We start from the raw sequence: 6,402 nt of genomic DNA on the forward strand, positions 1-6,402 counted from the left end.
GTCCGGTGGGACCACCGCCGCCGCGCGTGCCTGGTGGCTCAGGGCAGGGCGATGGTGACCGCGACCGGCAGGTGGTCGCTGGCCGTCGTGCGCGGGGCGGTCGCCCCGGACGCGGTGAGACCCGGCGAGACGAACACGTGGTCGATCTGGGTGCGCGGGTCGTCGGCCGGGCTGGTGCGCAGCGGGCGGGCCGCGGCCAGCGCGTCGACCAGGCCGGCCCGGGTGAACTCGGCGAAGGCCGGGTCGGCGGGCTCGGTGTTCAGGTCGCCGCCGAGCACCAGCGGGCGGCCGGCCGCGTACCGGGTGGCGAAGGCGGCGACCTCGCGGGCCTGGGCCACCGGGCCCTGCCCCGGAGGCGGTTGCAGGTGGGTGGCGACCACGGCGAGGTCCCGGCCGCCGAGGTCCAGCGTGACGCCGAGCGCCTGCGCCCCGGTCGGCGCGCCGTGCGCCGCGAGGGGCCGGGTTTCGCCGGCCCGCACGGGGAAGCGGCTCAGCACCGCGTCGCCCCACACCGGATCGGCGGCCGGCGCGAAGACGTACGGCATCCGCAGCCGCCCGGCGAGCAGGGCGAGGGTGTCGTGGCCGCCGTTGAGCAGCCAGCCCCGGTCCACCTCGCTGAGCAGCACCACGTCGGGCCGGCTGCCGTCCACCGCCCGGGCCAGCGCGTCGAGGTCGAGCCGCCCGTCCAGCCCGAACCCCATCCGGATGTTGTACGCCACCACCCGCACCGCGGCCGGCGGGTTCGCGGGCGCGTGCGGGGCCGGTGCCGGCCGGTGGATGCCGCCGCCGACGGCGGTCAGCAGCATCGCGCCGAGGACCACCGTCCACGCCGGCACCGGCGTGCGGAACAGGCGCGCGGCGCCCGGCGGGGCGGCCACGGCCGCGGCGGCGACGACGAGCGCCGCCAGCACCGGCACCCAGCCGTTCGGGTACCCGAGGTCGTAGGCGGCGTAGTAGGCCACCGCGCCGACCGCGAAGCCCAGCATCCCGCCGACGACGGCGAACCCGCGCCGCCGGCCACCGTCCCTGCCGCCCGGGTCCGGCTCGGCCGGCTCACCGGAACCCGCAGCCTCGGCCGGACCGGTCAACGAGGCAGCACCTGTGCCCGCGACGGAGCCGGAGGCCGTGGCGGACCCCGGGACCGTGGCGGAATCCAGGCCCGCGGCGCGATCAGGGGACGTTGCGGCGGTGACCAGCGCCGTGGCCGGGTCGCGGCCGCTGCCCGGGCTGGTCGTGGCGCGGACGGGAGCCTTGCCGGAGCGGCCATGCACCAGCGCGTTCGCGCGGTCGGCGGCGGTGTCGACGAGGGCGAGGCAGCCACCGAGGCCGGCAGCGGTCAGCAGGACCGCCGCCGCCAGCCAGCCGGCCCGGTCGGCGGCGAACAGTCCCGCGCCGGCCGCCAACGCCACCGGCCAGAGCAGCCGGGCCAGCGGCCGGGGCGGCCGCACGAGCAGCGTCACCAGGAACAGGCCGATCGCCAACTCGGGGACCGCCGCGAGGTGGGCCGGCGGCAGTCCCAGGCCGGACAGATCGGCCGAGTCGTGCCAGTACGTGGCCGCGGCGTCCCACACGGCCGGTGCGAGGGCCAGCTGACCGGCCAGCAGCAGCACCGGACCCACCAGCAGCCAGGCGACCCGGCCCGCCGCCCCGCGCCCGCGAAGCCCGGCCGCTGGACCGGTGGCCGACTGCGCGGCGACGAAGGCGCCGACCAGCAGGACGCTCACCGTCCACCCGAGCACGCCGCCCCGCCAGACGAGGTCCTCGGTGCCGAGCAGGGCGTGCCCGCCGGCGGCCCCGGCCAGGCCGGACGCCAGACCCGGCACCGGGCGGGCGACCGTCGCGGCGGTCGCGGCGAGCCAGACCAGGCCGGCGAGCAGGCCGGCGCAGGCCAGCCAGAGCTGGACCCGACCGCCGGGGGCGGCGGTCAGGGCGAGCCGGGTGGCGGCCAGGAGCCCGGCCGCGGCCAGGCGTGCCGGGCGCGCACCGACCCGGCGGACCAGGACGGGCGCGGCGAGCGCGAGCACGAACCAGCCGAGGGCGAAGGCGCCGAGGAGTTCGGCCGGCGTCTCGGCCGCCCGGCCGAAGATGGTGATGATCGACGGCAGCCACACCCGCAGCACGTCGAGCAGGACCACGACGCCCAGGGCGAGCGCCACGGTGGGGAGGTGACGGTGGCGCACGGGCGCCCCCTCTTCTCGTGACCGACGGGGTTTCGGCACGAGGATTCTGCGGGTCCGCGCGAGGGCCGGTCAACGCGTACCCACGAAAAGGGCGCCCACCGCGGACGGTGGGCGCCCTTTCCGGCCGTGCGGTCAGCGCCGGGTGGCGGCCTTCTTGGCCGGAGCCTTCTTCGCCGGCGCCTTCTTGGCGGCCGTGCTCTTGGCGGCCGTCGTCTTCTTGGCGGCGGTGGACTTCGTCGCCGCGGTGGTCTTCTTGGCCGCGGTCGTCTTGGTCGCGGCCTTCTTCGCCGGCGCGGCCTTCTTGGTCGCGGCGGTCGTCTTGGTGGCCTTCGCCGCCGTGGTCTTCTTGGCGGCGCCCGCCGCCGTGGTCTTCTTCGCGGCGGTCGCCTTCGCGCCGGTCGCCTTGGCCCCGGTGGCCTTCGCGCCCGTGGTCTTCGCGGCGGCTGTGGTGGTCTTCCTGGCGGCGGCCGTGGCCTTCGGCACCTTGCCGCTGGCCACCATCTCCTTGAAGCCCGCGCCCGCACGGAACGTCGGGACGGAGGTCTTCTTGACCTTCACCGCCTCGCCGGTCCGCGGGTTGCGCGCTGTTCGGGCGCCCCGGATGCGCTTTTCGAACGCTCCGAAACCGGTGATCGCCACCTTCTCGCCCTTGGTGACCGCCGCCTGGACCTCAGCGAGAACCGCGTCGAGCGCGGCCGTCGCCGTCTTCCGGTCCCCCAGGCGAACGGCGAGCGCCTCGATGAGCTCGGCCTTGTTCACGACTTCCTCCCGATTGTGCAACTGACTCGACGCGAGCCATTCTGCGCGCACGGTATGCCCTGTGCTGCCTGGACACAAACATTCGGTGGAAAAAAGCCCTTGTGTCGTAACGGATTCGCCCCCACCGGTCGGGCCGGTGGGGGCGAAAAGCTATCTGCGGTCAGGCGATCGAGGGCAGGAACGACGGCCGGGACCCCTCGTAGGCGCTGATCTCAGCCTCGTGCCGGAGGGTGAGTCCAATGTCGTCCAAGCCCTCCATCAGCCGCCAACGGCTGTGGTCGTCCAGCGGGAACGCCCAGGTGGCGTCACCGGCGTGGACCTGGCGGGCGGCGAGGTCGACAGTGATCGGCGTGGTCGGCTCGGATTCCACGAGATCCCACAGTTCTTCCACGGCTTTCAATTCCAGCTCGACCGGAAGGAGACCTTCCTTGAGCGCGTTGCCGCGGAAGATGTCGCCGAAGCGAGGCGAGATGACGGCCCGGAAGCCCCAGTCCCGCAGCGCCCAGACGGCGTGCTCCCGGGAGGATCCGGTGCCGAACTCGGGGCCGGCGATCAGAATCGACGCACCCGAATGGGCGGGATCGTTGAGGACGAATGACGGGTCCTCCCGCCACGCGTTGAACAGACCGTCCGCGAATCCGGTCCGGGTCACCCGCTTGAGGTACACGGCGGGGATGATCTGGTCGGTGTCCACGTTGGATCGGCGCAGCGGCACGGCCGTGCCGGTGTGGGTGGTGAACTTGTCCATCTCTCGGCTGCCCTTCTACAGGTCGGCGGGGGCGGCCAGCCGGCCGACCACGGCGGTGGCGGCGGCGACCGGCGGGGACACCAGGTGGGTACGCCCGCCCCGGCCCTGGCGGCCCTCGAAGTTGCGGTTGGAGGTCGAGGCGGAGCGCTCGCCCGGCTTCAGGGTGTCCGGGTTCATGCCCAGACACATGGAGCAGCCGGCGAAGCGCCACTCGGCGCCGGCGTCGGTGAACACCTTGTCCAGCCCCTCCGCCTCGGCCGCCTCGCGGACCGCGGCCGAGCCGGGCACCACCAGCATGCGTACGCCGTCGGCGACCTGGTGCCCGCGCAGCACGTCGGCGGCGGCCCGCAGGTCCTCCAGGCGGCCGTTGGTGCAGGAGCCGACGAAGACCACGTCCACGGCCAGGTCACGCAGCGCGGTGCCGGGCGTGAGGTCCATGTACTCCAGGGCGCGGCGGGCGGCGACCCGCTCCGGCTCGGTGACGAACTCCTCCGGGTCCGGCACGGCGGCGCCCAGCGGCAGGCCCTGGCCGGGGTTGGTGCCCCAGGTGACGAACGGGGTGATCCGGGCGGCGTCCAGGGTCACCTCGGTGTCGAAGGTCGCCCCCTCGTCGGTGGGCAGCGTCCGCCACCAGGCCACCGCCGCGTCCCAGTCGGCGCCCTGCGGCGCGTGGGGCCGCCCCTTGAGGTACGCGAAGGTGGTCTCGTCCGGCGCGATCATGCCGGCCTTGGCGCCCCACTCGATGGACATGTTGGCGATGGTCATCCGGCCCTCCATGGAGAGGTTCCGGATCGCCTCGCCGCGGTACTCCACGATGTGGCCGCGCCCGCCGCCGGTGCCCACCTGGGCGATCAGGGCGAGCACCAGGTCCTTGGCGGTGACGCCCGGGGCGAGCTGGCCGGTGACGTTCACGGCCATGGTCTTCGGGCGGGCCTGCGGCAGCGTCTGGGTGGCCAGCACGTGCTCGACCTCACTGGTGCCGATGCCGAAGGCGAGCGCACCGAACGCGCCGTGGGTGGCGGTGTGCGAGTCGCCGCAGACGATCGTCATGCCGGGCTGGGTGAGGCCGAGCTGCGGGCCGATGACGTGCACGATGCCCTGGTTCTCGTCGCCCAGCGGGTGCAGCCGTACGCCGAACTCGGCGCAGTTGCGGCGCAGCGTCTCGATCTGGGTGCGGGAGGTGGGGTCCGCGATCGTGAGCAGGTCGCCGCGCCGGGAGCGGAAGGCCGGGTCGTCGTACCCGGTCGGGGTGTTGTGGTCCTCGGTCGCGATCGTCAGGTCGGTGCGGCGGACCCGACGGCCGGCCAGGCGCAGCCCGTCGAACGCCTGCGGGCTCGTGACCTCGTGGAGCAGGTGCAGGTCGATGAAGAGCAGGTCCGGCTCGCCGGCGGCGGAGCGGACGACGTGCGCGTCCCAGACCTTCTCGGCCAGGGTCCTCGGTTGAGTGACTCCCACCATCTGGACATCCTAAATTCTGGGAGGTAAATTTCGGCTTGTGGGACACAGTATGAGCGGTGTCGGCGTTCTCGACAAGGCGGTGGTCATCCTGGCCGCCTGCGTCGACGGCGCCAGCCTTGCCGAACTCGTTGAACGGACCAAGCTGCCCCGGGCCACCGCGCACCGGCTGGCACAGGCGCTGGAGATCCACCGGATGCTGGTCCGGGACACCCAGGGCCGCTGGCGCCCCGGCCCCCGGCTCGGCGAGCTGGCCAACGCCGCACCCGACGTGCTGCTGACCGCGGCCGAGCCGCTGCTCGCCGCGCTGCGCGACGCCACCGGGGAGAGCGCCCAGCTCTACCTGCGCCGTGCGGACGAGCGGATCTGCGTGGCCGCGGCCGAGCGGGCCAGCGGCCTGCGGGACACCGTGCCGGTCGGCTCGGTGCTGCCCATGACGGCCGGTTCCGCGGCGCAGATCCTGCTGGCCTGGGAGCCGCCCGAGGCCGTCATGCCGCTGCTGCCCCGGTCGAAGTTCACCGGCCGCACCCTCGCCGAGGTACGCCGCCGCGGCTGGGCGCAGAGCGTCGCCGAGCGGGAGGCCGGTGTGGCGAGCGTCTCGGCCCCGATCCGCGACCGCACCGGCCGGGTCATCGCCGCCATCAGCATCAGCGGCCCCATCGAGCGCCTGGGCCGCCGCCCCGGCGAACGCCACGCCATGGCCGTGGTCCGCGCCGGCCAACGCCTCTCCGGCCTGTAACCCCTCCCCCTCACGCGTCGATCAAGAGGTTTGCGTCACGCTCCGGCCCGATCCGGACGCAAACTTCTTGGTCGACACCGCCGGGCGGGGCGGCGGGGTGAGGTGGGGTGGGGATTGGGCAGACTGGTCGGCCATGGAGTTGGACGAGTATCAGCGTGGTGCCCTTCGTACCGCCGCGCCGCGGGACCGACGGAACGAGCTGCTGCACCTGGTGCTCGGGCTGGTCGGCGAGGCGGGTGAGATCGCCGAGAAGTTCAAGAAGTGGGTCCGCGACCTCGACAGCGACGAGTCCCTGATCGACCGGGCCGACATCGCCAGGGAACTCGGTGACGTGCTCTGGTACGTGGCGGTGCTCGCCGACTACCTCGACCTGCCGCTCGACGACATCGCGACGGCCAACCTGGCCAAGCTGGCCAGCCGCCAGGGCCGGGGCGTGCTGGGCGGCAGCGGCGACGACCGTTGAGCCACCGCCAGACAGGCGAACGGCCCGTCTCGCGGGAGCGAGACGGGCCGTTCGGTGT

Annotated in this window: 6 protein-coding genes; 2 read left to right on the forward strand and 4 right to left on the reverse strand. The window is 74.2% G+C overall.

Features of this window, described 5'->3' with window-relative positions:
• Positions 1–38: 38 nt before the first annotated feature.
• From NLX85_RS04835 to leuC, 4 genes are all read right to left on the reverse strand, one after another.
• Positions 39–2,180, reverse strand: coding sequence for an endonuclease/exonuclease/phosphatase family protein (locus NLX85_RS04835; protein WP_254331810.1), 2,142 nt, complete (start codon positions 2,178–2,180; stop codon positions 39–41).
• Positions 2,181–2,312: 132 nt separating this feature from the next.
• Complete coding sequence (locus NLX85_RS04840; protein WP_254331811.1) at positions 2,313–2,939, reverse strand: HU family DNA-binding protein; 627 nt, start codon at positions 2,937–2,939, stop codon at positions 2,313–2,315.
• Positions 2,940–3,099: 160 nt separating this feature from the next.
• Positions 3,100–3,687: a 3-isopropylmalate dehydratase small subunit gene (gene leuD / locus NLX85_RS04845; RefSeq protein WP_254331812.1), complete on the reverse strand. Its 588-nt coding sequence runs from the start codon at positions 3,685–3,687 to the stop codon at positions 3,100–3,102.
• Positions 3,688–3,702: 15 nt separating this feature from the next.
• Positions 3,703–5,145 (reverse strand): 3-isopropylmalate dehydratase large subunit, encoded by a 1,443-nt coding sequence (gene leuC, locus NLX85_RS04850; RefSeq protein ID WP_254331813.1) that lies wholly within the window; start codon positions 5,143–5,145, stop codon positions 3,703–3,705.
• A 49-nt stretch (positions 5,146–5,194) separates the two neighbouring features.
• On the opposite strand from leuC, the gene NLX85_RS04855 reads away from it, so the two are divergent.
• The gene (locus NLX85_RS04855) at positions 5,195–5,881 is read left to right on the forward strand and encodes an IclR family transcriptional regulator (RefSeq protein ID WP_013284529.1); all 687 of its coding nucleotides are present in this window, start codon (positions 5,195–5,197) and stop codon (positions 5,879–5,881) included.
• A gap of 133 nt (positions 5,882–6,014) precedes the next feature.
• The gene (locus tag NLX85_RS04860) at positions 6,015–6,344 is read left to right on the forward strand and encodes a nucleoside triphosphate pyrophosphohydrolase family protein (RefSeq protein WP_254331814.1); all 330 of its coding nucleotides are present in this window, start codon (positions 6,015–6,017) and stop codon (positions 6,342–6,344) included.
• Positions 6,345–6,402 lie beyond the last annotated feature (58 nt).

This window comes from Micromonospora sp. A3M-1-15, from assembly GCF_024213425.1.
GTDB lineage: Bacteria > Actinomycetota > Actinomycetes > Mycobacteriales > Micromonosporaceae > Micromonospora > Micromonospora chersina.

Coding starts and splice junctions, on each gene's coding strand:
- leuD (WP_254331812.1), bottom strand. CDS start 3,687: ATGGACAAGTTCACCACCCACACCGGCACGGCCGTGCCGCTGCGCCGA.
- leuC (WP_254331813.1), bottom strand. CDS start 5,145: ATGGTGGGAGTCACTCAACCGAGGACCCTGGCCGAGAAGGTCTGGGAC.
- NLX85_RS04855 (WP_013284529.1), top strand. CDS start 5,195: ATGAGCGGTGTCGGCGTTCTCGACAAGGCGGTGGTCATCCTGGCCGCC.
- NLX85_RS04860 (WP_254331814.1), top strand. CDS start 6,015: ATGGAGTTGGACGAGTATCAGCGTGGTGCCCTTCGTACCGCCGCGCCG.